General features: G+C 66.4%; 23 protein-coding genes. 10 read left to right on the top strand and 13 right to left on the bottom strand.

All coding sequences use genetic code 11. From position 1 onward, the window contains the following. Positions 1-152 precede the first annotated feature (152 nt). Positions 153-878 carry a glutathione S-transferase family protein gene (locus KWG56_RS03065; RefSeq protein WP_219353665.1) on the bottom strand — a complete coding sequence of 242 codons (726 nt, stop codon included), beginning with the start codon at positions 876-878 and terminating at the stop codon, positions 153-155. Positions 879-1055: 177 nt separating this feature from the next. On the opposite strand from KWG56_RS03065, the gene KWG56_RS03060 reads away from it, so the two are divergent. Then, the gene (locus tag KWG56_RS03060; RefSeq protein ID WP_201100479.1) at positions 1056-1565 is read left to right on the top strand and encodes an RcnB family protein; all 510 of its coding nucleotides are present in this window, start codon (positions 1056-1058) and stop codon (positions 1563-1565) included. A gap of 444 nt (positions 1566-2009) precedes the next feature. Here KWG56_RS03060 and KWG56_RS03055 read toward each other — a convergent pair. Then, positions 2010-2767 (bottom strand): IS5 family transposase gene (locus tag KWG56_RS03055; protein WP_219352846.1). Its coding sequence is split into 2 segments (ribosomal slippage): positions 2010-2446 and positions 2446-2767, totalling 759 coding nucleotides; the frame shifts between segments, so codons are not numbered across the junction. 47 nt (positions 2768-2814) lie between these two features. Between KWG56_RS03055 and KWG56_RS18880 the strand changes: the two genes are divergently transcribed. After that, positions 2815-3702: an RcnB family protein gene (locus KWG56_RS18880; RefSeq protein WP_280638392.1), complete on the top strand. Its 888-nt coding sequence runs from the start codon at positions 2815-2817 to the stop codon at positions 3700-3702. Positions 3703-3870: 168 nt separating this feature from the next. Here the strand turns inward: KWG56_RS18880 and gatB are convergent, their stop codons facing one another. Then, complete coding sequence (gene gatB / locus KWG56_RS03040) at positions 3871-5373, bottom strand: Asp-tRNA(Asn)/Glu-tRNA(Gln) amidotransferase subunit GatB (protein ID WP_219353664.1); 1503 nt, start codon at positions 5371-5373, stop codon at positions 3871-3873. 97 nt (positions 5374-5470) lie between these two features. Here gatB and KWG56_RS03035 point away from each other — a divergent pair, with 97 nt between their 5' ends. Continuing rightward, entirely contained in the window at positions 5471-5815 is a 345-nt protein-coding gene (locus tag KWG56_RS03035) for a hypothetical protein (protein WP_219353663.1), read from the top strand. 39 nt (positions 5816-5854) lie between these two features. Here KWG56_RS03035 and gatA read toward each other — a convergent pair whose 3' ends face one another. From gatA to KWG56_RS03020, 3 genes are all read right to left on the bottom strand, one after another. Then, the gene (gene gatA / locus KWG56_RS03030; RefSeq protein WP_201100482.1) at positions 5855-7333 is read right to left on the bottom strand and encodes an Asp-tRNA(Asn)/Glu-tRNA(Gln) amidotransferase subunit GatA; all 1479 of its coding nucleotides are present in this window, start codon (positions 7331-7333) and stop codon (positions 5855-5857) included. 1 nt (position 7334) lies between these two features. Further along, the gene (gene gatC / locus KWG56_RS03025; protein WP_219353662.1) at positions 7335-7622 is read right to left on the bottom strand and encodes an Asp-tRNA(Asn)/Glu-tRNA(Gln) amidotransferase subunit GatC; all 288 of its coding nucleotides are present in this window, start codon (positions 7620-7622) and stop codon (positions 7335-7337) included. A 69-nt stretch (positions 7623-7691) separates the two neighbouring features. Further along, entirely contained in the window at positions 7692-8204 is a 513-nt protein-coding gene (locus KWG56_RS03020; protein WP_219373675.1) for a hypothetical protein, read from the bottom strand. 51 nt (positions 8205-8255) lie between these two features. Here KWG56_RS03020 and ruvX point away from each other — a divergent pair, with 51 nt between their 5' ends. The 4 genes from ruvX (at position 8256) to pyrC (ending at position 11980) form a co-directional block, all read left to right on the top strand. Next, complete coding sequence (ruvX, locus tag KWG56_RS03015; protein WP_201100485.1) at positions 8256-8735, top strand: Holliday junction resolvase RuvX; 480 nt, start codon at positions 8256-8258, stop codon at positions 8733-8735. Further along, entirely contained in the window at positions 8732-9655 is a 924-nt protein-coding gene (locus tag KWG56_RS03010; protein WP_219353660.1) for an AEC family transporter, read from the top strand. Before ruvX ends, KWG56_RS03010 begins: the two co-directional genes overlap by 4 nt. 70 nt (positions 9656-9725) lie before the next feature. Continuing rightward, entirely contained in the window at positions 9726-10709 is a 984-nt protein-coding gene (locus KWG56_RS03005) for an aspartate carbamoyltransferase catalytic subunit (protein WP_201100487.1), read from the top strand. Then, positions 10706-11980, top strand: a complete 1275-nt coding sequence (pyrC, locus tag KWG56_RS03000; protein WP_219353659.1) for a dihydroorotase — start codon at positions 10706-10708, stop codon at positions 11978-11980. The genes KWG56_RS03005 and pyrC overlap by 4 nt, the downstream gene beginning before the upstream one ends. 6 nt (positions 11981-11986) lie before the next feature. Here the strand turns inward: pyrC and KWG56_RS02995 are convergent, their stop codons facing one another. Continuing rightward, complete coding sequence (locus KWG56_RS02995) at positions 11987-12919, bottom strand: glycerophosphodiester phosphodiesterase family protein (RefSeq protein WP_219353658.1); 933 nt, start codon at positions 12917-12919, stop codon at positions 11987-11989. A gap of 127 nt (positions 12920-13046) precedes the next feature. On the opposite strand from KWG56_RS02995, the gene plsY reads away from it, so the two are divergent. Further along, positions 13047-13685 (top strand): glycerol-3-phosphate 1-O-acyltransferase PlsY, encoded by a 639-nt coding sequence (gene plsY / locus KWG56_RS02990; RefSeq protein ID WP_219353657.1) that lies wholly within the window; start codon positions 13047-13049, stop codon positions 13683-13685. Then, entirely contained in the window at positions 13682-14755 is a 1074-nt protein-coding gene (dprA, locus tag KWG56_RS02985) for a DNA-processing protein DprA (protein ID WP_219353656.1), read from the top strand. The genes plsY and dprA overlap by 4 nt, the downstream gene beginning before the upstream one ends. Before the next feature lie 5 nt (positions 14756-14760). On the opposite strand, the gene KWG56_RS02980 is transcribed toward dprA, so the two are convergent. Both KWG56_RS02980 and KWG56_RS02975 read right to left on the bottom strand, forming a co-directional pair. Continuing rightward, the gene (locus KWG56_RS02980) at positions 14761-15198 is read right to left on the bottom strand and encodes a hypothetical protein (protein ID WP_219353655.1); all 438 of its coding nucleotides are present in this window, start codon (positions 15196-15198) and stop codon (positions 14761-14763) included. A 64-nt stretch (positions 15199-15262) separates the two neighbouring features. Then, entirely contained in the window at positions 15263-16582 is a 1320-nt protein-coding gene (locus KWG56_RS02975; RefSeq protein ID WP_219353654.1) for a replication-associated recombination protein A, read from the bottom strand. A 72-nt stretch (positions 16583-16654) separates the two neighbouring features. Between KWG56_RS02975 and KWG56_RS02970 the strand changes: the two genes are divergently transcribed. Next, a complete protein-coding gene (locus KWG56_RS02970; RefSeq protein ID WP_219353653.1) occupies positions 16655-17080 on the top strand; it encodes a VOC family protein in 426 nt (141 codons plus the stop codon). On the opposite strand, the gene bla is transcribed toward KWG56_RS02970, so the two are convergent. The 4 genes from bla to KWG56_RS02950 form a co-directional block, all read right to left on the bottom strand. Next, entirely contained in the window at positions 17077-17952 is an 876-nt protein-coding gene (gene bla, locus KWG56_RS02965; protein ID WP_219353652.1) for a subclass B3 metallo-beta-lactamase, read from the bottom strand. The two genes, KWG56_RS02970 and bla, sit on opposite strands and share 4 nt — an antisense overlap. An 86-nt stretch (positions 17953-18038) precedes the next feature. Beyond that, positions 18039-19442, bottom strand: a complete 1404-nt coding sequence (locus KWG56_RS02960; RefSeq protein WP_219355389.1) for a Do family serine endopeptidase — start codon at positions 19440-19442, stop codon at positions 18039-18041. A 56-nt stretch (positions 19443-19498) separates the two neighbouring features. Beyond that, entirely contained in the window at positions 19499-20809 is a 1311-nt protein-coding gene (locus KWG56_RS02955) for a TCR/Tet family MFS transporter (protein WP_219353651.1), read from the bottom strand. Between the two features lie 76 nt (positions 20810-20885). Then, positions 20886-22130, bottom strand: a complete 1245-nt coding sequence (locus KWG56_RS02950; RefSeq protein WP_219353650.1) for an alkaline phosphatase family protein — start codon at positions 22128-22130, stop codon at positions 20886-20888. Between the last annotated feature and the right edge of the window lie 91 nt (positions 22131-22221).

Genomic DNA, 22221 nt, shown 5'->3' with positions numbered 1-22221 from the left:
GTCGTTCTGAGCCTGCCTTCTGATACGCGATCAAATACCGACGGTTTGAAGTTAAAGTTAACGGCGAAAGGCCGCACCGAATTTTTCAGTAAAGCAGGTCCGAATACTCCCCGCTCGATTCATACCTCTGAAATACTTCGGAAATCTCTTGTTTACGTCTTGTGCGCCCGTTGACCGAACAGGATCCGGCGCGCCGCCTCTGCATCCTTGCCAGATCCGCCTGCATTGCCGCGCAACTCCTCCAGCAACGCCCTGCCTTTCCTGACCGCCGGTCGCGCGCCCACACGCTCCAGCCAGGCCGCCAGCTTGGGGAAGTCCTCCATGTTCTGCCCCTGCAGGCCGGGCAGAACCCACGGCCAGGCCGTCATGTCGGCGATGGAGTATTCACCCGCCAGATAGTCGCGATCCCGCAACCGCTGCTCCATCACGCCATACAGCCGGTGCGTCTCGTTCGTATAGCGCCGCACCCCATAAGCGATCTGGCGCTGGTCGTGGATCATGGCAGGGGCGTACTGGCGGAAATGGTGCGTCTGGCCCGCCATCGGCCCCAGCCCGCCGACCTGCCAGAACAGCCATTGGTCGACCTCGACTTTGCCGCGCGGATCGGACGGATAGAACTGGCCCGACTTGACCCCGAGATATTGCAGGATGGCGCCGGATTCAAAAATCGACAGCGGCTCTCCCCCCGGCCCATCCGGGTCGATGATGGCAGGCATACGCCCGTTGGGGCTGATGGCCTGGAACTCTGGCGAGAACTGTTCGCCTGCGCCGATGTTCACCGGCCTGACCACATAGGGCAGGCCCATCTCCTCCAGCGCGATGGAGATTTTCCAGCCGTTCGGCGTGGGCCAGTACCAGAGTTCAATCGGCCTGCTCATCTGCACTTCTCCTTGAGGTTCAGGGACATTTTGGCGCACTGACGCCGCCGCGCAAATGCACCATATCAATCCTGACACGGTCGTTCAGGACGCGTTCAGGCGCACAATCCGACCCTCGTCTCATCACCGGACCAAAGGACGGCGCTTCCGTCGACGGGTCCAGAATGGAGCACGAAGATGAACCGCCTCACCAAGGCCGCCGTCGTCGCCCTCGCCCTGTCGACCTCGGCTGTGCCGTTGCTCGCAGAGGCGCAAAGCCGCGACCGACGCGAATATCGCGATGATCGCCGCTACGACAATCGCCACAACTATCGCCCCGATTACCGCCCCGACAATCGGGATCGCCGTGACTACCGCAACGACTATCGCAATGATCGTTGGGACCGGAACAACCGCGACTGGTGGCGCGGACGCTCGGACTTCCGGGGCTACAACGGCCCGCGCAGCGGCTATTGGTACGCGCCCAGCTACGGCTACTACCGCGTCGATCCCCGCTATTCGGGCTATCGCTGGCGCGCGGGCGGATACCTGCCGCCGCAGTACCGCAGCTATTATGTCCGCGACCCGTATGTTTACAATCTGCGGCCCGCGCCGCGCGGCTATCGCTATGTTCACGCCGGCAACGACATCGTCCTGATGGCCGTCGCCACCGGCCTGATCGCCAGCGTAATCTCGGGCGTCTATTGAGGCCCACGCGGTGCCGCTTCTTCAGCCTCGCGGGCGCTGGCCCGCGGGGCTTTTTCATCGGCTGCTTCCAGCAGTCTGTTGATTGCTAACAATGTTCAGCCTGGGTTCATCGACAAAGACGAAGATCACCTCAAGCCGCTGGAGAACCGGCGTGCAGGAACCAAAGACCATGAAACGCCTCTTGTTGGCTTTCACTGCCGTCGCCGCCTTCGCCGGTCCGCTCGCCGCGCCGATCCAGGCTCTGGCCCAGGATCAGCCCCAGCCCAGCCGCGAACGCCCGTCGCGTGGCGGCGATGGCCCGCGCGCCATGCGCCCGGATCGCTCGGGAATGTCCGAGCGTCCCAGCCGTCCAGAGACCAGCCAGCCGCGTCCCTCGCGACCCGATGGCGGCTGGACCCGTCCTGACAGGCCCAACACAGGCGGCGAGCGTCCTAGGCTCAGGACTCATAGCCAGAATAGCACTGTAGCGGCGAGGGCGATGGCGGACAGGAAGACGGTCGGGCACCGATCGTAGCGGGTGGCGACGCGACGCCAGTCCTTGAGCCGGCCGAACATGATTTCGATGCGGTTTCGGCTTTTGTACCGGCGCTTGTCGTAACGGATAGGCGCGGTCCGGGATTTTCGACCGGGGATGCAGGGCGTGATGCCCTTGGCCTCCAAAGCGTCCCTGAACCAGTCTGCGTCATAGCCCCGGTCGCCCAGCAGCCATTGGGCCTTGGGAAGGCTGTCCAGCAGGGCCGCAGCACCGGTGTAGTCGCTGACCTGGCCTGCCGTCATGAACAGGCTGATGGGGCGTCCGTTCGCATCGGTTACGGCGTGAAGCTTGGTGTTCATGCCGCCTTTGGTGCGTCCGATGAGCCGCCCAAGACCCCCTTTTTTACCGCGAGGCTCGAAGCCGTACGGTGCGCCTTGAGATAGGTCGCGTCGATCATGAGGGTGCGCCGTTCGGCCTGAGCGCCGGACAGTCCCTCCATCATCCGGATGAAGACCCCGGCCTCGCTCCAACGCTTCCAGCGGTTGTACAGCGTCTTGTGTGGGCCATAGACCGGCGGCGCGTCACGCCAGCGAAGCCCGTTGCGGTTGACGAAGATGATCCCGCTCAACACCCGACGATCATCCACCCTGGGCTTGCCGTGGCTCTTGGGGAAGTGCGGCTGCAGCCGCGCCATCTGCTCGTCCGTCAGCCAATAGAGGTCGCTCATATCCAGTCTCCTTACAGAGCCTGAATCAGATCGAGCACATCACATCAATGGGTCCTGAGCCTAGCCGTCCCGATCGCCCTGATCGCCCGAACACCGGCGGTGCCCGCCCGGATCGTCCGGAAGGCGGCTGGAACCGTCCCGACCGTCCCGGAACCGGCCAGCCCAGCCGCCCCGACAATGGCGGCGGACAGCGGCCTGACCGTCCTGACAACGGTTGGAACCGTCCAGATCGTCCCAACAATGGCGGCAATCGTCCCGACCGTCCTGACAATGGCTGGAACCGTCCAGATCGGCCGAACAACGGCGGCAATCGCCCCGACCGCCCCGACAACGGCTGGAACCGCCCAGATCGTCCCAACAACGGCGGCAATCGCCCCGACCGCCCCGACAACGGCTGGAATCGTCCAGATCGGCCGAACAACGGCGGCAATCGCCCCGACCGCCCTGGCAACGGCTGGAACCGCCCGGATCGCCCTGGTGCGGGACGTCCGGACAACAACTGGAACCGTCCGGGCCAGCCCAACCGTCCCGGGAACAACTGGAACAACGGTCGTGATCGCGACCGCATCCAGCGCGAGTTCCGCCAGCGGTTCAACAGCAACCAGTGGCGTCGCGACTTCTATCGCGACCGCAACCCGAACTGGTGGCGCAATGACAACCGCTTCCGGGGCTACAGCGGCGTGCGCGTCGGCTTCTATTTCGCACCGGGATGGGGCTATTACAGCGTCCCCCGCTCCTATTGGGGTCGCTACTGGTCGGTGGGTCAGCATCTGCCCGACATCTTCTGGCGCTACCAGTTGAACGACTGGCGCACCTACGGCCTCGGCTATCCGCCCGAGGGCACGCGCTGGGTCTCGGTCGATAACACCATCTATCTGATCGACGACTATGACGGTTACATCATCGACGTCATCCGCGACGCCTGGCGCTGGTGACGAACACGACAAAGGCCCGGAGATCGCTCTCCGGGCCTTTTTTGTGTCAGCGTTCAGAAACCGCCGCCCTCTCGAACTACCCGCCCTCGCTCTGTCGCTCAAGCAGCGAGCGACCGCGTCGCGAGCGTTAGCGACCGCCGGGGGCTTGGGGGCCGAAGCCCCCAAGCATCAAAGCTCCAGCTTGGCCTTCAAGATTTCGTTGACTGCGGCCGGGTTGGCCTTGCCGCCCGTGGCCTTCATCACCTGACCGACGAACCAGCCGATGGCCTGAGGCTTCTCAGCCACCGCCGCGGCCTTGTCCGGGTTGGCGGCGATGATGTCATCGACAGCCTTCTCGATGGCGCCTGTGTCGGTGACCTGTTTCAATCCGTGCTTCTCAACCACTTCGGCGGGCGAGCCTTCGCCGTTCCAGACGTAGTCGAACACCTCCTTGGCGATCTTGGACGAGATGACGTTCGTCTCGATCAGTTCGACCAGTTGCGCCACATGGGCGGCGGGCAGCGGGTTGTCGCTGAAGTCCTTGTTGTCAGCAGCCAGACGCGCCGAGACCTCGTTGGTGACCCAGTTCGACACCAGCTTGGCGTCGCGTCCCTTGGCCGCGGTCTCGAAATAATCAGCCTTGGCCTGTTCCGAGATCAGCACGATGGCGTCGTATTGCGACAGGCCGTACTCGCTCATCAGGCGCTTGCGCTTGTCATCCGGCAGTTCGGGCAGAGACGCCTTGATGTCGTCGATCCACGCCTGTTCCAGATCCAGCGGCAGCAGGTCGGGATCGGGGAAGTAGCGATAGTCCTGCGCCTCTTCCTTGGAGCGCATCGAACGGGTTTCGCCTGCGGTCGGGTCGTACAGGCGGGTTTCCTGCGTGATCGAACCCCCGTCCTCCAGAATCTCGATCTGGCGGCGCGCCTCGTACTGGATCGCCTGAGAAATGAAGCGGAAGCTGTTGACGTTCTTGATCTCGCAGCGCGTGCCCAGGAAGCTGAAGTCGCCCGTTTCCTTGAACTTGTCGTAGTTGCCGGCGCGGCAGACCGACACGTTCACGTCGGCGCGCAGGTTGCCCTTCTCCATGTCGCCGTCGCAGGTGCCCAGGTAGATCAGGATGGTGCGGATCTTCTTGACGTAGGCGACAGCCTCGTCGGGCGTGCGCAGGTCGGGGCGCGAGACGATCTCCATCAGCGCCGTGCCGGCCCGGTTCAGGTCGACATAGGATTCGGTGGGCGACAGGTCGTGGATCAGCTTGCCCGCATCCTGCTCCAGGTGCAGCCGCTCGATGCCGACGTCGAAGAAGACGCCGTCTTCACCCTCAACCTCGACCACGCCCTCGCCGACGATGGGGTAATAGAGCTGGCTGATCTGATAGCCGGTCGGCAGGTCGGGATAGAAGTAGTTCTTGCGGTCGAACTGGCTGCGCTTGTTGATCTGCGCGCGCAGGCCCAGGCCGGTGCGGACGGCCTGTTCGACGCAGTGTTTGTTCAGCGTCGGCAGCATGCCGGGAAAGCCCGCGTCCACCAGCGACACCTGCTCATTGGGGCCAGCGCCGAAGCCGACGGCGGCTCCCGAGAACAGCTTGGCCTTGGACGCCACCTGGGCGTGGATCTCCAGCCCCATGACGATTTCCCATGGGCCGGTCCGACCCTGGATGAGTTTGGTGTTCGTAGCGGTATCGGTCATGTGTTCGTCCTAGCGCCCCGATGGACGCGGAGAAAGAGCCTGTCGTAATGATGACGCGAAACTGCGTGCATCTTCACCTTCTCAACGGAGATTTTCGATGATCAAGACCCTGTTCGCCACCGCCGCCGCCTCGCTTTTGATCGCAGGCGCCGCCTCCGCCCAGACCGCGCAACCCGCCGCTGCTCCGGCCGCAGCGCCCGCAGCGTCGGACCACGCCCATCACGCCCGCCCCACCATCGACAGCTCGATCGAAGACCTGATCGCCAATCCCGCGACCAAGGCGGTGCTGGACAAGCACCTGCCGGGCATCAGCAGCCATCCGGCCTATGACCAGTTCAAGGCCTTGACCCTGGCCCAGATCGCGCCCTTCTCCGAAGGCCACATCACCGACGAGAAGATCGCCGCCATCGACGCCGACCTGAAGGCGCTTCCGGCGCAGTAATCAAAAAAAAGGGCCCGCGATCTGCGGGCCCTTTTCATTTCACCACCACTTGCCGGGTTTGGCCGTGAAGCCCGCCGCGCGTTCCAGCGCCGCGCCGACCTGGAAGACGGTCGCTTCGTCCAGCGCCTTGCCGATGACCTGAAGGCCCAGCGGAAGACCACCGGAATCCATGCCCGCAGGCACCGAGATGCCCGGCAGGCCGGCCAGGTTGGTCGTCACGGTGAAGACGTCGTTCAGATACATGGTCAGCGGGTCGATCTGCTTGTCCCCCAGCGCGAACGCAGCCGACGGCGTCGACGGCGTCAGGATGGCGTCCACCTGGCCCCAAACGTTGTCGAAGTCCTCGGCGATGCGGCGACGCACCTTCAGCGCCTTGACGTAATAGGCGTCATAGAAACCGGCCGACAGCACATAGGCGCCGATGGTCAGGCGACGTTGCACTTCCTTGCCGAAGCCCTCGGCGCGCGAGGTGGCGTACAGGTCGTCCAGCGACTTGAACTCATCCGCACGGTGCCCGAACCGCATCCCGTCGTAACGGGCCAGATTCGACGACGCCTCGGCGGGCGCCACGATATAATAGGTCGGCAGGGCGTATTTTGTGTGCGGCAGGCTGATCTCGACGATCTCGCAGCCGGCGTCCTTCAGCCAGGCCACGCCCTGATCCCACAGGGCCTGGATTTCAGCAGGCATCCCGTCCACGACATATTCGCGCGGCACGCCGATGCGCAGGCCCTTCACCGACTTGCCGACCGACTGGGTCCAGTCGGGCGTCGGGATGTCCAGGCTGGTCGAATCCTTGACGTCGAACGAGCACATGGATTGCAGCAGCAGCGCCGCGTCCTCGACCGTCTTGGTGATCGGTCCGGCCTGATCCAGCGAGGAGGCGAACGCCACCATGCCGAAACGGCTGGCGCGGCCATAGGTCGGTTTGATGCCCACAGTGCCGGTAAAGGCAGCGGGCTGGCGGATCGAACCGCCGGTGTCGGATGCGGTCGCGGCCAGACACAGATCGGCCGCCACAGCCGAGGCCGAACCGCCCGACGAGCCGCCCGGCGTCAATTCGGCGTCGGAGCCGTTCGACTTCCACGGGTTCTTCACCGGACCAAAGGCCGAGGTCTCGTTGGACGAGCCCATGGCGAACTCGTCCATGTTCAGCTTGCCCAACATGACCGCACCGTCGCGCCACAGATTGGCGGTCACGGTCGATTCATAAGGCGGGACAAAGCCGCGCAGCATGTTGGATCCTGCCGTCGTCTGCACGCCCTCGGTGCAGAACAGGTCCTTGATGCCCAGAGGCGCGCCTTCCAGCACGCCGCCCTCGCCTGCCGCCAGACGCGCGTCGGACGCCTTGGCCATCTCCAGCGCCTTGTCCGCCGTCACCTCGACATAGGCGTTCAGCGTAGGATTGGCGGCTTCGATCTTGGTCAGAAAGGCCTGGGTGATTTCAGCCGAGGAGAAATCCTTGGCCTTCAGGCCGTCGACGGCCGCCTTCAGGGTCAGATTGGTCAGGTCGCTCATACTATTCGACCACCTTGGGCACGACAAAGAAGCCGTCAGCCGACTTCGGGGCATTGGAAAGAACGGCGTCGCGCTTGGCGCCGTCGGTGACGACGTCGTCGCGCAGGCGCAGCGGCTGGGCCACGTTCGAGGTCATCGGCTCCACGCCTTCGACATCCACCTGATCCAACTGCTCGATCCAGGCCAGGATGCCGTTCAGCTCCTGCGCCAGCGGCTCCAGCCGGTCTTCGGGGGTCTTGATGCGGGCGAGATGCGCAACCTTGCGCACCGTCGCAGCGTCGATGGCCATGCGGCCCTCCAGTCATGCGAGATTGAGCCGTGGTGACTAACGGCCCGTGCCCGGATTCACAAGGTTTGGTCAGTCCGACGAAGCGACTGAAATCGCATCGGGTGGCGTATCGCCCGTATTGTCGAAGCTGACGTGGATGAACCGGGGGCTGTTCTTGACGCTGCCATCCTCTGACGCCACGTCCTGACGCACCGCCAGCACGACCTTGCCCGGCGCGGATTCGACCACCCGCCATTCATTGAAATCGCCGATGGCATAGACCCGCCACCCCTCATCCGCCCCCGCGAACAGCCCGAAATAGGTCACCAGCCCGTTCAACGCAGGATCACCGCCCGAGACGCTGAAAACCTTGGCGTTCAGGCGCGGCAGAAGCTCCAGTTGCGACACGCCCGCCGCCTGCTGCAGACCGGGCTCGACAAGGGCGGGCATGGCCACGCCCGGTCCGGCAGGCGCCGCCGGAGCCTTGGCGACGGACAGGGGCGTGGGCGGCGGCGACGCCTTGGGGCGGCCTTTCGGCGCGTCAGGCTCGCCGCAGGCGGCAAGGGCCAAAACAACAGACAGGATCAGGATCATGCGTGTCATTCCCGCACCATCGCCTTTGACTTCGCCGCGCGCCAGTCCTAACCGCAGGCCGTGCCCGTTCTTGACCTCCTCGACCTGCCCGCCGCCTGCCCGCCCGACACCCCGTGGATGGGGCTGGACCTGGGCGAAAAGACCATCGGCGTCGCCGTGTCGGATTCCACGCGCCTGATCGCCTCGCCGCTGGAGCTGATCCGCAAGTCCAAGTTTACCATCGAGGCGGAACACCTGTTCAAGCTGATGGCACACCGCAAGGTGTCGGCCCTGGTCATAGGCCTGCCCGCCAACATGGATGGCACCGAAGGCCCGCGCGCCCAGTCCTGCCGCGCCTTCGCCCGCAATCTGGAACGGCTGCGTCCCGTCAATATCGCCTTCTGGGACGAGCGCCTGTCCACCAGCGCCGTCGAACGCTTCCTGATTGAAGACCTGGACCTGAACCGCAAGCGCCGCGCCCAGGTCGTGGACCGCACCGCCGCCGCCTGGATTCTGCAAGGGGCGTTGGATCGGGTGCGAGATCAGGCGACCTGGATTTGACAGCCCTGATCGCGGGCATCCTGCCCGTCTTTCTGATGATCGCACTGGGCTACGGCCTGCGTAAATCCGGCTTCCTGCCCGACGAAGCCTGGCGGCCCATTGAGAAGCTGTCGATCAACATCTTCTACCCCAGCTTCCTGATCCCCGCGATCTGGTACGCCGATCTGGCGGGCGGCGGCGCGACAGTTGCAGGCTCAGCCGCCGTGGGCGCGACCCTGATCGTGGCGGCGGCGACGCTGGCGGCCAAGCCGCTGATCATGCTGGACGGCCCCGCCTACACCAGCGTCTTCCAGGGCGTGATCCGCTGGAACAGCTTCGTCTTCGTGCCGGTGATTCAGTCGATCTACGGTTCAGAGGGCACGGCTCTGGCCGCCGTGGCCATCGCCTTCATCATTCCGGTGACCAACATCGCCTGCGTCGCGGTTCTGGCCCGATGGGGGGCGTTGCACCGCGAGCCGTCGGTGCTGGGCCTGCTGAAGTCGATGATCGCCAACCCGATCCTCCTGGCCTGCCTGATCGGTCTGGCGCTGAACTTCCTGCGTGTTCCGCTGATCCCCGGCCTGTCCGAAGTGATGGATCTGCTGGGCGCCGCCGCCCTGCCGCTGGGCCTGATCGTCGCCGGCGCCGGCCTGTCCTTCGCCGAGGTCAAACGCCGTCGAAAGACCATCGCCGCCGTCACCCTGGTCAAGCTGGGCGTCATGCCGCCGCTGATGTGGTTCATCGCCTGGGCCTTGGGCGGCGATAGTCTGGCGCAGGGCATCGCCCTGATTTGCGGCGCCGCGCCGGGCTCGGCGGCCTCCTATGTTCTGGCGCGTCAGATGGGCGGCGACGCGCCCCTGATCGCGGGCGTCATCGCCCTGACCACCGTGGGCAGCGCCGTGGTCATCCCCATCCTGCTGGCCCTGTTCCACTTCACCTGACTGGCGCGCCCCCAAGTCTGGTGCCCAAAGTCTGGCGTTTGCGGCGAGTCACGCCTATAGCCGCGTCTCGATGACCCAGCCCTCCCTCGTCACCGACCAGACCATTCAGGAGCGGCTGATCCCGTTCCCGAAATCCCACTTCCTCGCCGCATCGGACCTCAATCCGTTCGTGACGCCGCAGTTGCTGGACCTGGCCGACGCCTTCGTCGACTTCAATCGGCAATCCTCCAAGGCGCTGGACGTGCTGCACGGCCGCACGGTCGTGAACCTGTTCTTCGAGAACTCGACCCGCACCAGCTCCTCGTTCGAGATCGCGGCCAAGCGTCTGGGCGCCGACGTGGTCACCATGCCGGTCGCCTCGTCTTCGGTGAAGAAGGGCGAGACCCTAATCGACACGGCGGTCACCCTGAACGCCATGAAGCCCGACATTCTGGTCATCCGCCACTCGGCCTCGGGCGCGGCTGAGCTGCTCAGCCAGAAGGTCGGCTGCGCGGTCGTCAACGCGGGCGACGGCCGCCACGAACACCCGACCCAGGCCCTGCTGGACCTGCTGTCCATGCGCCGCGCGCTGGGTGATGTGACCAGCCTGACCGTGGCCATCTGCGGCGACATCACCCACAGCCGCGTGGCCCGCTCCAACGTCGCCCTGTTGCAGATGATGGGCGCCCGCGTCCGCCTGATCGGCCCGCCAACCCTGGTGCCGGGGGACGCCGACCGTTGGGGCTGCGAGGTCTTCCACGACATGCGCGAGGGCCTGCAGGGCTGCGACGTCGTCATGATGCTGCGCCTGCAGTTGGAGCGGATGGCCGGGGCCCTGGTCCCCTCCACTCGCGAATATTTCCGTTTCTGGGGTCTGGACCGCGAGAAACTGGCCTGGGCCAATCCCGGCGCCAAGGTCATGCACCCCGGACCGATGAACCGCGGCGTCGAGATCGATTCCGATGTCGCCGACGATCTGAACGTCTCCCTGATCCAGGATCAGGTCGAGATGGGCGTCGCCGCCCGCATGGCCGTTCTGGCCTCCCTCTCCGCCCGTTGGGGAGACGCCCGATGACCACTCTGGCAATCGTCAACGCCCGCCTTCTCGACCCCGCCAGCGACTACGACGGTCTGGGCTCGGTCCTGATCGAGGACGGCCGCATCGTCCGCGTCATCCACGGCGCCGCCCCTGATCTGGCCGCCGACCAGATCATCGACGCTGATGGCCTGTGCCTGTCGCCCGGCCTGATCGACATCCGCGTCAAGACCGGCGAGCCAGGCGCCGAGCCGCGCGAGACGCTGAAGTCCGCCAGTCTGGCCGCAGCCGCCGGCGGCGTGACCACCATCGTGGTCCAGCCCGACACCGATCCCGCCATCGACGATCCGGCCGTGATCGAGTTCATCCAGCGTCGCGGCGCAGCCCTGAACCTGGTCAATGTCCGTGCGGCAGGCGCCGCGACCAAGGCGCTGGACGGCCAGCGCATGGCCGAGATCGGCCTGATGGACGAGGCGGGCGCCCTGTATTTCACCGACGTGGACAAGGTCATCGTCAACAGCCGCACCCTGCAGCGGGTGATGAGCTACGCCGCCGCCTTCAACGCCCTGATCGCCTGTCGTCCGTCCGACCCCTGGCTGACTGAAGGCGCCGTCGCCGCATCCGGCGAACTGGCCACACGTCTGGGCCTGTCAGGCAGCCCCGCCATCGCCGAGCGGATCGGTCTGGAGCGCGATCTGGCTCTGGTCGAACAGACCGGCGCCCGGTTCCTGGTCGACCAGATTTCGACCGAAGGCGCGCTGGAGACCCTGGCCAGGGCCCGCGCCAAGGGGCTGGAGGTCGCCGTCAGCGTCTCGATCAACCACCTGTGCTTCAATGAGGTGGACATCGGCGACTATCGCACCTTCTACCGCATCGATCCGCCGCTGCGTTCAGAGGCTGATCGTCAGGCCTTGATCGAGGCTGTGCGCGAAGGCCTGATCGACGTCATCACCTCGGCCCACACCCCTGCCCCCGCCGAGGACAAGCGCCGTCCCTTCGCCGAGGCCGCACCCGGCGCCATCGGTCTGGAGACCCTGCTGCCCGCCGCCCTGACCCTGCACCACGAGGACGGTCTGGACCTGCTGGATGTGCTGCGTCCCCTGACGCAAGGCCCCGCCGCGCTGCTGGGGCTGGATGCAGGCGTTCTGGCCGAAGGCGCTCCTGCCGACCTGATCCTGTTCGACCCCGGCGCGCCCATCATCGTCGATGCGGACGCCCTGCACTCCAAGTCCAAGAACTCACCGTTTGACGGCCGCCGTCTGCAAGGCAAGGTCGTCAGCACATGGGTCGCAGGCCGCAAGGTTCACTGACGGGCGCTACCGCGGCCTAGCACACGTCGCCGCCTTGGCGACTTCGGCTTCCAGCACGCTCTTGACCGCCAGCGGCGTGTCCGTGGCGATCACCGTCACGCCTTGTCGGAACAGGTCGCGGTATTCCGACACGTCCCCATCTGCGGCGTAGAGGTCGTCGCGCCGCACGCCCTCGGCGCCCAGGGTGCCGAACTGCACCTCTACGCCGCGCGCCTTCAAGGCGCGCCACAGGGCCGGACGTTCCTCGCGCGTTCCGGTCCAGGCCAGAATCTGCGCCGTGTTCAGCCCCTCCAGTCCTCGCACGCTGTTCACGCCTGCCGAGATCATCATCTCCGGCGCCATCGCCGCCACGGCCCGCGCATCCTCCGGCGTATAGGTGATCAGGATCACACGGCTGGCCGCCCCTGACCGCCGCACCTGGTCGATCACCGCCCGCGCCAGTTCGGTGGTGCTGCCGCCCTTGGCCGGTTTCAGGTCGATGCTGGCTATGGCCCCCACCCGTCCAGCGGCGTCCAGCGCCTCGCCCAGGGTCGGCACGGCCTCATTGGTCCGCGCGCCGTTCGACGCCTTCAGGCGCGCGCGCTTGATCTGGGCCAACGTCAGGTCCCCGACCCGTCCACGCCCGGTCGTGGTCCGCCGCATCGTCTCGTCATGCATCAGAACCAGATGGCCGTCGCGCGTCAGGGCCGCGTCCAGCTCCAGGATCGCATTGGGGATCGCCCGCCCCGTCGCCTCGATGGCCGATACGGAGTTCTCGGGCTGATCCATCGCCGACACCGCACGGTGCGCCGAGATCGCCACGCCGCCGTCCCGAACGCAGTCGAAATAGGCCGCCATCGCCGGGCCGTCCGCCGCTGCATTCGCCTTTGGCTCGGCCTCGACGCAACCTGTCGTCGCCAACAGGATCGCCACGGCGGCGGTCATCATGTTTCGGGTCATCGGCGATCTCCAGCGGGGCGCGGGACCAGACGCTGCGGCGATCGCGGGGTCAAGAGGTCGGATCGCGCTTGCTACGGACCGCGCGCCGACGCATTTTGCCGCCACAACACGCGGGGAGCGAATCAACGTGCAGGATCTGGTCGGCCCCGCTGTAGGGACCTTGGCGCTGGCGGCGCTCGGCGGCTATCTGCTCGGCTCGATCCCGTTCGGCGTCATCATCACCCGCGCGGCGGGCGCTGGCGATGTGCGCAACATCGGCTCGGGCAATATCGGCGCGACCAATGTCCTGCGCACCGGCCGCAAGGACCTGGCCCTGGCCACCCTGCTGCTGGATGCGGGCAAGGGCGCGGTCGCCCTGCTGATCGCACGCCACCTGTTCCATAGCGAAGCCGCAGGCGCCATCGCGGGCGGCGCGGCCTTCCTGGGCCACCTGTTCCCCATCTGGCTGGGCTTCAAGGGCGGCAAGGGCGTCGCCACCTTCTACGGCCTGCTGCTGGCCGCCGCCTGGCCGCTGGGTCTGATGGCCGCCGCCGTCTGGCTGATCGCCGCCTTCGCCTTCCGCTATTCGTCGCTGGCCGCCCTGATCTCGGCGGCGACTGCGCCCCTTCTGGCCCTGCTGCCGCTGGCCGCCGTCGGCCTTCCGGTCGGCGCGCCGATCCTGATCCTGACGATCTTCGCCGCCGTGCTGATCTGGATTCGCCACCACCAGAACATCGCCCGACTGCTGAAGGGCGAGGAACCGCGCATCGGGGCCAAGAAGGCGTGAGCCTGAGCGGAGCCGAACGTTTCGCCCGGCTGCGGCTCGCCCGCACCGACCGCATCGGTCCCGTCGCCTTCTCCCAACTGCTCCTGCGATACAGTTCCGCCGTCAGCGCGCTGGACGCCCTGCCGGGGCTGGTCCGCAAGTCCGGCGCCGCCTCCATCCCCCCGCCCGAAGAGGCCGTTCAGCGTGAACTGGATCGGGGCGGCCAGATCGGGGCGCGCCTGCTGGTGCTGGGCGACGCCGACTATCCTGAGATGCTGGCCGCGCTGGACCCGCCGCCGCCGATCCTGTGGACACGGGGCCGCGTCGAGCTTTTGAACCGTCCATCGGTGGCCATCGTCGGCGCCCGCATCGCCTCGGCAGGCGGCCAGCGCATCGCGCGCGGTCTGGCCCAGCAGTTGGGTCAGTCGGGCCACGTCGTCGTCACGGGTATGGCGCGGGGCATCGACGCCGCCGCCCATGAAGGCGCCCTGCCGACCGGAACCGTCGCCGTGCTGGGCGGGGGCGTGGACGACATCTATCCGCCCGAACACGCCGACCTCTACGCCCGTCTGATCGAACAGGCCTGCGTCGTTTCAGAAAGCCCCATCGGCGCCCGCGCCCAGGCCCGCGACTTCCCCCGACGGAACCGCATCATCTCCGGCCTGTCGCGCGGGGTCGTAGTGGTGGAGGCCGAAATCCGCTCTGGCTCCCTGATCACCGCCCGCCTCGCCGCCGAACAGGGACGCGATGTCTTCGCCGTTCCGGGTTCGCCGCTGGACCCGCGCGCACGCGGCCCCAACGAACTGCTGCGTCAGGGCGCCATACTGTGCGAAGGCATTGAGGACATTGATCGCGCCTTCAACACCCTGCGAACCCTGCGCGAACCGCCGTCCGAGCCGCTGCGCTATGACGACGAGATCGACGACGCCTTCCTGGACCGCGTCGCCGCCCTGCTGTCACCTACGCCGACCCCGCGCGACGAGCTCGCCCGCGCCCTGAACGCGCCGATGGCCCAGGTCGCATCGGCCCTGTTGGAGCTCAGCCTGACCGGCCGCGCCGAACTTCTACCCGGCGGCCTGGCCTCAAGCTGAGGCGCTCATCGCAGAACGCCGCGCCGCGTCATGAACCGGGCATATCCGATCAGAAGCACGGCGATTGTCGTGATCACGCCGGTCATGGCCGTATTGCCGCCCATGACCTCTGCTCCGTCCGGCGAACCGATGAAGGTGTAGTAGATCGTCGCCAGCACCCCGACGAACGAAGCGCCAAAGGCCCACAGCGCCCATCGGCGTCTCAGCAACAGCAGGATCGCCCCTGCCAGACCGCCCCAGGTTCCAACCACCCAGGCCACGGACATCCAGGCCGGAAACCGATGGAAATAGGCGATCTGGGCCTCGGTCATGCCCATGGAGCGCAGATAGGGATCGCCCTGCGTCAGGGACATGAAGGAATCGAATGCGCCAAACCCGTTCCAGAGCAGGGCCAGCCCCGCCACCAGCCACAGATGCCAGGGCGTCTTCACCGTCTGGATCATCGTCCGCTCCCAAAGCTTGGAAGCCAGGATAGGCCCGTCGCAAGTTCCCTACAATGAACAGCGATCAGTCAGCCGCGTCCGGGGCCGCCTGCATCTGCACCCGCATCGCGGCCCAGCGTTCCAGCCGCAGCTTGACCTTCTCCTCATGTCCCTCGCCCTTGGGCTTGTAGAAGGTGCGGCGCTCCATCTCGTCGGGGAAGAAGTTCGCGCCTGAGAATCCCTCGGGCGTGTCCGGGTCGTACTGATACCCCTTGCCGTACCCCAGTTGCTTCATCAGCTTGGTCGGGGCGTTGCGGATATGGGCGGGCGGCATCAGCGAGCCCGTCTCATAGGCCGCCTTCTTCGCCGCCTTGAAGGCTTCATAGACGCCGACAGACTTGGGCGCTGTCGCCAGATGGACCACCGCCTGCGCCAGCGCCAGTTCGCCCTCCGGGCTGCCCAGGAAGTCGTAGGTGTCCTTGGCCGCATTGGCGACCAGGATCGACAGCGGATCCGCCTCGCCGATGTCCTCGACCGCCATCCGCAAGATGCGCCGGGCCAGATAAAGCGGGTCTTCCCCCCCGTTCAGCATCCGCGCCAGCCAGTACAGGGCGGCGTCCGGGTCCGACCCGCGCACCGACTTATGCAGGGCGGAAATCAGGTTGTAGTGTTCTTCCCGCGACTTGTCATAGGCGGGCGCCCGGCGTTGCAGCACGCCCGCCAGCCCCTGCACGTCCAGCACCTCGCCCTCCGGCAGGTCGAACAGAACCTCGGACATGGTCAGCAGATAGCGTCCATCGCCGTCCGCCAGGGCCAGCAAGGCGTGCCGCGCATCCGCCGTCAGCGGCAGCGGTTTTTCCATATGCGCCTCAGCCCGCGTCAGCAGTTGGCCCAGCGCCGCGTCGTCCAGCCGCTTCAGCACATAGACCTGGCTTCGTGACAGCAACGCCCCGTTCAGTTCGAAACTGGGGTTCTCGGTCGTGGCGCCGACCAGGGTCACCACCCCGGCCTCGACGAAGGGCAGGAATCCGTCCTGCTGGGCGCGGTTGAAGCGATGGATTTCATCGACGAACAACAGGGTCGACTGCCCCGCCGCGCGCCGCATCCGCGCGGCCTCGAACGCCTTCTTCAGGTCCGCAACGCCGGAGAAGACGGCGCTGATCGACTGGTATTCATAGCCCGCCGCCTGGGCCAGCAGCCGGGCGATGGTGGTCTTGCCGGTGCCTGGCGGTCCCCACAGGATCATCGAGCCCAGACGCCCCGCCTCGATCATGCGCCGGATCGGCCCGCCGGGACCAAGCAGGTGGTCCTGTCCCACCACCTCCTCCAACCTGCGCGGGCGAAGACGGTCGGCCAGGGGCGCGTCGGGGGGCAGGATGCCGGAGGCTTCGAACAGGTCAGTCATGGATTTCTACTATGTAGTCGTTCGCCAAACCCATTTCACGCGTTAGTAAGGGCCGAATACGGAGATCGCCCAATGACCGACGCCAATCCGAACCAGGGCCCGACCAGCGGCGTGACCCCTCATCTGACGATTCCGGCGCGCGGCGCCTCGGCGGCGGTGGACTTCTACATCATCGCTTTCGGCGCAGAGGTGCTGGACCGCAGACTGGCCGACGACGGCGAGCGCCTGATCCACGCCCATCTGAAGATCAACGGCGCCAGCGTCATGCTGAACGACGAGTTCCCGGAATACACAGGTCAGGCCAACATCCGCCCCGTCGGCGTCACCCTGCACCTGCAGGTCACAGACCCTGACGCCTGGTGGACCCGCGCCATGGTCGTCGGCGGCGCCGAGCCGGTCATGGACATGGCTGATCAGTTCTGGGGCGACCGTTACGGCCAGCTCCGCGACCCCTTCGGCCACACCTGGTCGATCGGCGGGCCAAAGAAGGACGCTTAAGGCGCAGCCTCTCGGTCCAGTCGCGCTTGCAGTCGTCCCCTCGCCCGTTCGGCATAGGCGCGGCAAGCCGTTGGATCGAGGAAGGGGTTGGGCGTCGCGCCCGCCTCAAGCGCCGCGATCTTGCGGTCGCCGCCCGAATTGTCGGGATGCGCTGAAATCAGCAGGCCGCAGTCCAGCCCCTCCATCCGGTCGATTGACGCGCGCAATCCTGCCGTCACCTCCGGATGCCCCGTATAGGTGAAAGGCCTTGCCGCCACCGCATTCAGGCTGGAGGCGAAAACGACGTCCACGCAGGCTTCACCCTCGCAGGATTTCCACGTCCAGCTGACGCTGCCGGGCGTGTGGCCCGGGGTGAACACCGCCGTCACCGCCGTATTCCCCAGCCGCAGCACTTCGCCATCCGCGATGCCCCGCGCATTGGGCACAGGCGGCGAATTGGAGATGTCGCTCTCCTGCGGGTCGCCCGCGGCGACAAGTCCAGCCCGCAACGCGGCCGCGCCAATTGGGCTGGTGATCACCTGGGCGCCGCTGTCGCGCGCAAGAGCCGCCAGTCCGCCCGCATGGTCGAAGTGGGCTTCGGTGTTCAGGATGAAACGGATATCCTCAACCCGGAAACCCAGTTTGCGAATATTCGCCTCGGTCATCGCCACGGTCTGCGGCAAGGCGCCATCGACCAAAATCAGGCCGTCGCCCGTGTCGATCAGCACGATGCTGAGCCCGCCCGTGCCGACGAAATAGGTGTTTGCGTACAGTTTCAGCGGCGCCTGCGGCTTAACCCAGTCCGGGTTCGCCGGCAGCGGCTTCGTCAACGGGTCGTCGTGAACACCAGTCCAGGCGCCGGACATCAGGGCGGCCGCGACCGCGAGAGGCATCAGAGCTTTCATGAGCCCATCCCCCACATCGGCGGTGGAAGCACAAGCCGACGTGGGGATGCAACAGCGACGCGGCCGTGGAAAACCTATCTCAAGACACCGCGGATCTGACGGCCGCCGCGATTGATCACGACATCCCACGGGCCGCGACCGGCGCTGGCGGCTTCCACGTCGCGGGCAGTGTTGATGGCGCGGCCGTTGATGCTGACGATCAGGTCGTTCTGGCGGAACCCTGCGCGCGCCGCATAACCCCGACCAGACACGCCGGTGATGATCACGCCCGTGGTGAAGGGATCGCCGCCCAGACGGTCAGCCAACGCCGGGTTCAGGGCGACGACCGATGCGCCCGAGAACGGCCCCGCCTCAATCGTCGTTCCCTGCTTGGGATCAGCCTCGCCCGGCAGAGGCTGGACACGGGCGTTCAAGGTCTGGGCGCGCCCGTCACGCAGGATGGCGACCTGGACCTGATCGTTGGGATTGCGCGATCCGACGCGGTAGTTCAGCCCGCCCTGATCATTGACCTCCTGGCCATCAACGGCGGTGATCACGTCGCCCTGGCGCACGCCCGCGCGGGCGGCTGGGCTGTTGGCGTAAACGTCGGTCACCACGATCCCCTGCGGGCGGCTCAGCCCCAGGCTGCCGGCGATGTCGCCGGTGACGGTGTTGCCCTTGACGCCCAGCCAGGGCCGGACCACGGCGGTCGCGCCGCCCAGGGCGGAATCGACCACCCGCTTGACCATCACCGCAGGCACGGCGAAGCCGACCCCCGCCGATGATCCCGAGCGCGAGAAGATGGCGGTGTTGATGCCGATCAGGTTGCCGTCCATGTCCACCAGCGCCCCGCCCGAGTTGCCGGGATTGATGGCCGCATCGGTCTGGATGAAGGAGCCGCTGTCGGAAATGCCGGTCTCGGTCCTGTTCAGGGCAGAGATGATGCCGTTGGTCACCGTCTGACCCACGCCGAACGGGTTGCCGATGGCCAGGACCAGATCGCCAACCTGCTGTTCTTCCTTGTCCTCGATGGCCAGGACCGGCAGGCGGTCGCCTACATTCTCCAGCCGCAGCACGGCGATGTCGCTGCGCTCGTCGGCCAGGATGACGGTGGCGGGGAACTCACGCCGGTCGTTCAGCACGACCTTGATCTGCTGGGCGCCGTCGATGACGTGGTTGTTGGTGACGACGATGCCGTCCGAGCGGACGATGACGCCAGACCCGACGGACTCGGCCACCCGCGCCTGCGGAATGCCGCCGCCGAAGAACTGGAAGAAGGGATCGGCCTGCACCCGCTGGACGCTGCGCGCCGAAATATTCACCACGGCGGGGGCGGCGGCCCGCACCACAGGGGCGAAGCTGGACTTCATCCCCGCCGCATCATTGGGCGCCGTGCGCGTGGGCTGGGCGAACTCGCCCTCCTGCGCCTTGGAAGGTTGAGGATTGCCGCAGGCGGTGAGGGCCAGGGCGGCGACAAGCACGATCGATCGGGTCTGCATATTCATCCGGCGTTTGATCTCAAGCATCGCCATTCCGCACCCGATTTCGGGCTGGATCAAGGCCTGCGCGCGGCATCAACGGACGAGGTTTCGGCCCGTTCCGCCCGGCGCGCTGTAATGAAGGCCGCCACGAAAGCCAGCACCAGCACGATGGCGGACAGATAGAAGGCCAGACCCGGTGCATGAACAAATGCGTCGATCAGTCCCAGCCCATGCCCGCCCAACCAGTCGGTCAGCGGCTCGAACCCGCCGCCCACCGACAGCGAATAGATCCAGCCGAAGAACAAGGGCGAGGCGACGCCGGCGATGGAGGCGACGCTCATGGTCGCGCCTTGCAGCTGGCCCTGCTCGCTCTCGGACACCTGGCGCGTCATCAATGACTGCAGCGTCGGCATGGCCAGCCCCCAAAGGGCGTTCGGCAACATGGCCGCGACAAAGGCCCAGCCGACCGGCGCCCAGCCCATCAGCGCCATGCCGATGGTGCCGCCGAACAGACCCAGCAACATGGTCTTGCGGTCGCCCAGCGCCTTGGTCACCGGCCCGACGACCAGCCCTTGCGTCGCCATGTCCAGCAGACCGACCACGGCCAGCAGCAGCCCAACCTCCTTGGGTCCCCAGCCGTAGCGGAACTGGGCGTACAGGACGAAGACGGCAGAAAAGACGTGGTGCGAGAAATGCAGCAGGAAGGTCACCCCCGCCAGACCCGACAGCTCGCGATGCCGCCCCAGCAGCACCATCGCCCCGACCGGATTGGCGCGCCGCCAGCTGAACTTCATCCGCTTTTCGCGGGGCAGGCTCTCGGGCAGGATCACCAGCCCATAGAAGAAGGCGATGCCCGACATGGCGGCGGCGGCCCAGAAGGGCGCGCGCGGGTCATAGTCGCCCAGGAAACCGCCGATCACTGGCCCCAGCACAAACCCGCCGGAGAAGGCCGCGCCGATCAGACCATAGGCCCGGGCGCGTTTCTCGGGCGCGGTGATGTCGGCCATATAGGCGTAGATGGTGGTGAAGCTGGACGAGGTGATCCCCGCCACGATCCGCCCCAGCGCCAGCCACCACAGGTTCGGCGCCAGCGCCATCAACACATAGTCGATGGCCAGGCCTGCACAGCTGATCAGGATCACCGGGCGGCGGCCATACTGGTCCGACAGCGAGCCGATGATCGGCGAGGCGACGAACTGCATCCCCGCCCACAACGCCACGAACAGGCCGTTGATGATGCCCGCCCGCGCGTTTGACCCGACGAATTCCTCAATCAGCTGCGGCAGCACCGGAATGATGATGCCCATGGCGACGATGTCCAGCACCGCCGTCACGAAGATGAAGCCGATGGCCGCCTTCAGCCGCTTTTCAGGAATGATCGACATGAGGCGCGCTTCCTAGCCGTGACGGACGGCGGGCGACAGGGAAATCAGCGTCTCCCCTCACCCGCCTTGGCCTCCATCAGGGTTGGGTCACCGCCAGGGTGTCCGCCGCCTTGCCGTCCACGACCGGTCCGGTCAGGCCCAGAACCCGCACCAGGAAGGGCTGGACATCCACGCTCTGCAGATCTGTCAGGCGCCGCCCGACGACCACGCCCGGTCCGTGAGCGATGAAGACAGCCTGCATCTCCGGCGCCTGATTGTCATAGCCGTGCGCCCCGCCGTCCTTCTCGACCGGGCGATCACGCGACGTCACTGTCCAGCCCGTCTCGACCAGGCACACCACCTGGGCCACGCGCGGATTGGTTCCATAGGCCAGGCGCGCGGGCACATCCGCCTTGTTCCAGCATTCCAGATGCGGATGCCGCCCCACCAGCTTCTGCTCCACCTCGGCCTCGCGCCCCGGTGCCGGATCGGCCGACACGAAGGCGCCCGCCGAGGTGATCTGCAGCGCCGCCGGATCAATGATGTCGTCGATCCACACCACCCGCTCGGGCGAGGTCGCGGCCATGCCGTGGTCGGACACGATCACCAGCAGGGTCTTGTCGTACAGACCCCGCGCCTTCAGCCCCTCAACCAGCCGTCCGATGGAGGCGTCGACCGAAGCGACCGCCGCCCGTGTCTCTTCGGCGTCGGGGCCGTAGTGGTGCCCCGCCGTATCGACGATGTCGAAATACAGGGTCTCCAGCTTGGGCCGCTGCCCCTCGGGCAGGTCCAGCCACCACAGGATGCGGTCCACCCGCGCATCGCCCAGCACGTCCTTGTCATAAGCCTGCCACAGGCTGGGGCGCAGGCCATGGTTCTCGGTTTCCGATCCAGGCCAGAACATGGTGCCGGTGCGTACGCCCTGACGCTCCGCCGTGATCCAGATCGGCTCGCCCTGCGCCCAGAAACCGGGCTCCTTGCTGGCCATGGTGAAGACGCCCAGTTCGGCGTCGTTGAACTTGTTGCCGACAATGCCGTGGTGGTCCGGGTGCAGGCCGGTCACCAGCGTATAGTGGTTGGGAAAGGTCACGCTGGGGAAGGACGGACGCATCGGCCCGAACGCACCACCCGCAACCAGACCATCCATCACCGGCGTCTGGCCCTTGCCCAGATAGTCCGGTCGGAAGCCGTCGATGGAGATCAGGATCACCTGCTGGGGCGCGGCCGCCGGGGCCGCGACGCTGGCCGGGACCAGCGGGGCCATCGGCGTGCGGTGCGCAGAAGGCGCAGTTGTGCAGGCGGCGGCCAGAAGGGCGAAGGCCAGCGGCAGAAGGCGGTTCATGGGACGCTCCGAATACGAATTCGAAGATTGCCTAACCTTAATCCGCGACAGACGCACGACGCCTTGTGGGAACACTGTTCCCGCGCCAAGG

This window comes from Brevundimonas nasdae, assembly GCF_019395145.1.
Taxonomy (GTDB): Bacteria; Pseudomonadota; Alphaproteobacteria; order Caulobacterales; family Caulobacteraceae; genus Brevundimonas; species Brevundimonas nasdae.
Note: the sequence above shows the minus strand (reverse complement) of the source record. Positions and strands in the feature narration are given on the sequence as shown.

What these genes read in the sequence shown, in the direction of transcription:
- KWG56_RS03065 (WP_219353665.1), bottom strand. Translation starts at nt 878, where the DNA reads ATGAGCAGGCCGATTGAACTCTGGTACTGGCCCACGCCGAACGGCTGG.
- KWG56_RS03060 (WP_201100479.1), top strand. Translation starts at nt 1,056, where the DNA reads ATGAACCGCCTCACCAAGGCCGCCGTCGTCGCCCTCGCCCTGTCGACC.
- KWG56_RS18880 (WP_280638392.1), top strand. Translation starts at nt 2,815, where the DNA reads ATGGGTCCTGAGCCTAGCCGTCCCGATCGCCCTGATCGCCCGAACACC.
- gatB (WP_219353664.1), bottom strand. Translation starts at nt 5,373, where the DNA reads ATGACCGATACCGCTACGAACACCAAACTCATCCAGGGTCGGACCGGC.
- KWG56_RS03035 (WP_219353663.1), top strand. Translation starts at nt 5,471, where the DNA reads ATGATCAAGACCCTGTTCGCCACCGCCGCCGCCTCGCTTTTGATCGCA.
- gatA (WP_201100482.1), bottom strand. Translation starts at nt 7,333, where the DNA reads ATGAGCGACCTGACCAATCTGACCCTGAAGGCGGCCGTCGACGGCCTG.
- gatC (WP_219353662.1), bottom strand. Translation starts at nt 7,622, where the DNA reads ATGGCCATCGACGCTGCGACGGTGCGCAAGGTTGCGCATCTCGCCCGC.
- KWG56_RS03020 (WP_219373675.1), bottom strand. Translation starts at nt 8,204, where the DNA reads ATGACACGCATGATCCTGATCCTGTCTGTTGTTTTGGCCCTTGCCGCC.
- KWG56_RS03005 (WP_201100487.1), top strand. Translation starts at nt 9,726, where the DNA reads ATGACCCAGCCCTCCCTCGTCACCGACCAGACCATTCAGGAGCGGCTG.
- pyrC (WP_219353659.1), top strand. Translation starts at nt 10,706, where the DNA reads ATGACCACTCTGGCAATCGTCAACGCCCGCCTTCTCGACCCCGCCAGC.
- KWG56_RS02995 (WP_219353658.1), bottom strand. Translation starts at nt 12,919, where the DNA reads ATGACCCGAAACATGATGACCGCCGCCGTGGCGATCCTGTTGGCGACG.
- KWG56_RS02980 (WP_219353655.1), bottom strand. Translation starts at nt 15,198, where the DNA reads ATGATCCAGACGGTGAAGACGCCCTGGCATCTGTGGCTGGTGGCGGGG.
- KWG56_RS02975 (WP_219353654.1), bottom strand. Translation starts at nt 16,582, where the DNA reads ATGACTGACCTGTTCGAAGCCTCCGGCATCCTGCCCCCCGACGCGCCC.
- KWG56_RS02970 (WP_219353653.1), top strand. Translation starts at nt 16,655, where the DNA reads ATGACCGACGCCAATCCGAACCAGGGCCCGACCAGCGGCGTGACCCCT.
- bla (WP_219353652.1), bottom strand. Translation starts at nt 17,952, where the DNA reads ATGCCTCTCGCGGTCGCGGCCGCCCTGATGTCCGGCGCCTGGACTGGT.
- KWG56_RS02960 (WP_219355389.1), bottom strand. Translation starts at nt 19,442, where the DNA reads ATGCAGACCCGATCGATCGTGCTTGTCGCCGCCCTGGCCCTCACCGCC.
- KWG56_RS02955 (WP_219353651.1), bottom strand. Translation starts at nt 20,809, where the DNA reads ATGTCGATCATTCCTGAAAAGCGGCTGAAGGCGGCCATCGGCTTCATC.
- KWG56_RS02950 (WP_219353650.1), bottom strand. Translation starts at nt 22,130, where the DNA reads ATGAACCGCCTTCTGCCGCTGGCCTTCGCCCTTCTGGCCGCCGCCTGC.